This window comes from Terriglobales bacterium (assembly GCA_035624455.1).
Lineage (GTDB): Bacteria > Acidobacteriota > Terriglobia > Terriglobales > Acidobacteriaceae > DASPRM01.
In genome coordinates this window covers 1-2536 of sequence record DASPRM010000127.1, presented here as the reverse complement: position 1 = coordinate 2536, position 2536 = coordinate 1, and the positions used below count along the sequence as shown (strand labels likewise).

The 2536-nt window shown below is 56.3% G+C and carries 3 protein-coding genes; 2 read left to right on the top strand and 1 reads right to left on the bottom strand.

The annotated features are described in order from the left end of the window. Positions 1 to 590, bottom strand: a 590-nt coding sequence (locus tag VEG30_14245) for a PAS domain-containing protein (protein ID HXZ81085.1), incomplete at its 3' end; no start/stop codon positions are given. Between the two features lie 475 nt (positions 591 to 1065). Here VEG30_14245 and VEG30_14240 point away from each other — a divergent pair. Both VEG30_14240 and VEG30_14235 read left to right on the top strand, forming a co-directional pair. Beyond that, positions 1066 to 2310, top strand: a complete 1245-nt coding sequence (locus VEG30_14240; protein HXZ81084.1) for a TolC family protein — start codon at positions 1066 to 1068, stop codon at positions 2308 to 2310. After that, positions 2307 to 2536: hypothetical protein (locus VEG30_14235; GenBank protein ID HXZ81083.1), on the top strand; the 230-nt coding region annotated here is incomplete at its 3' end. The genes VEG30_14240 and VEG30_14235, both read left to right, overlap by 4 nt.

Genomic DNA, 2536 nt, shown 5'->3' with positions numbered 1-2536 from the left:
GCCAGAAAGGACTCCCCGTTTCCACGATGGCCACGACATTGCATCGAACTCCGGAACTGCGGACCTTCTTCGGGACGCAGTGCGTGATGCAGTTCCGGCAGATAGGCGGCGATCGGCTGGCCTACGAGGACGCCGTTGTGGGGAGCCATGAGTTGGGCCGCGGCTTGATTGGCTAGTTCGATGAAGCCTCGCTCCTCGACCGTTACGATTGCGGCCGGGCTTGTTTCGACGAGGACCCGCATTCGTTCTTGCGCTTCAAGGCTCAACCGTTTGTTCCGCAAAACCTCAAACGTCAGCAGTCCGCAGCCACAAAGGGCTAGAGTTTCAAATCCCAGCCGAATATGGGCATCGGCCGGATCCAGGTTACTGAAACGCTCGCTGAGCAATGCACATGCCAAACCTAATGCAGCGATCGCCCACCGAGGAAGGAAGCCTGCGGCGAGCATGATAGGAAACAGATAGAGAAAACCCAAAGAGAAGTACGGCTTCGTCCACCAATCCACCAAAGCTATTGCGAAGACGAGGACACTACTAGCAAGCAGAACCGGCGCACCATTACGCCGCTCCCAGATCCAATCCAAGTGGGGCATGAAGTTGTTGTCAGACTTTGGATTATGTCACGCAGGCTGCCGTTGCATGAAGTCCAATCGAACGATTTGTACTCAAGATTTGTGTCGAATCTGGCAATTCCCACGGCCATCTGCATTTCCAAGGTCTTACTAATCAGAAGATTAGTAGGTCGGCCGTAGTCATTGAGATCGAAATACCTCCACCCAAGTCCAATGAGTGCCTCCCGCAAGGGATGCTACTCGCGATACACAAGATCTTTCACTCCAGCTTCCGGAAAGCTGTCGGCTGGGGATGTCCAGTTCGACAAAGGGCGCCAGCCAGATCGGGGCTCGCTGTGAGCCTAGAGCGCTGATCTGTCGTTGGCCTGTTTGGCGTCGAGGAATTGTTAAACCACAGATGACTCTTGCTCATTCAACGGTTCCTGTGGAAAACCTCGCCCCGCTGATGGCGCGGGAGCCGAATCCGGGCGTGCGATGTGCGAAGCGGATTCTTACCATGCTGCTTTTGGCACAATGTCTCTCAAGCCCGGTTCTTGCCCAGCAGAGTTATACATGGCAGCAGATCCGCGACAGGTTCGAAGCCACGAACCCCACGCTGCTAGCTGGGAAGCTGAATGTCGAGGAATTGAGAGCCGGGGAGATTACCGCCCACCTCCGGCCCAATCCTGATTTCACTCTTTCAGCGGACGGCACCCAGATTGCTTCGAGTAAGGGTGTCTGGCAACCGTTTGCCGGGACGTTCGTTTCACCCGGAGTCAGCTACCTTTTTGAGCGACGTAATAAACGCGAGCTACGCTTCGAGGCTGCCAAAGAAGGCACGGCGATCGGTGTGGCCCAGCAATCCGATTCCGAACGCAATCTGCTCTTCAATCTGCGCAGCGCCTTTGTGGGTATCCTCCAGGCCAAAGCCGTGTTGCGTCTGGCGCAGGACAACCTAGACTACTACGACAAGATTCTTAAGATCAGCCAAGACCGCTTCCAGACGGGAGATATCGCCGAGATTGATCTCGACCGACTTCAGCTACAACGGCTGCAATACGAATCCGATCTGCAAACTGCCCTGGTCAACCTGTGCACGACAAAAATCAACCTGCTGGCCCTGCTCGACGATCGCCGACCAGTGGACAGCTTTGACATAGAGGGTCCATTCGATTTCCAGGAAGGCCTTCTCACCCTTGACGAATACCGCCAGGATGCTCTAGATGCACGCCCGGACCTGCGGGCGGCTATCCTTGTGCTGCAGCAGGCGGAAACGAACTACAAACTAGCCGAAGCCGATGGCTCAACTGACCCTACCGTAGGCTTGTGGTTTACACACAACGGTTCGTTCAACAATCCAGAGGCTCTCAACACGCTCGGGGTCAGCGTCAGCATTCCACTCCGCATCTTCGATAAGAACCAGGGAGAGAAGCTGCGCACGAAGATTGACGTCGCGCGCAGCGAGAAATTACGCCGAGGTGTGGAGACGCAGGTCTACGGCGATGTCGATTCGGCATACGCACTCCTCATCAGTGACGTCAATCTGCTGAAGCCGTACAAGCGTCAATACCTGGAACAAGCGGTGCACGTGCGCGACACCATCCTCTTCTCCTACCAGCATGGGGCTGCGTCGCTGTTGGACTTTTTGAATGCAGAAAGTGAGTACCGCACGGTGCGGCTGAGTTACGTGAACCTGGTTGGCTCTTTTCTGACGGCGGCGGCGCAGCTGAACTTGGCCATCGGTCGCGAGGTCATTCCATGAACGATGTAGGTCGATTTGTTCCTGCAGGCGCTTGCCTATTGTTGAGCCTGTTGACGGTCGGTTGCAGTAGCGGAAAGGCGGACCGGCGCGCCGAAGCACCGCCCAAGGCGGTGGTTGAATCCGACCTTGATGCGAACAACTTTAAGGTGGACCGCCCTGACCGGTTCCCGTTGGCCACGGCCGTCGAGCACCGGGCGGCCGTCACCCTAAATGTGACCGGAGTGGT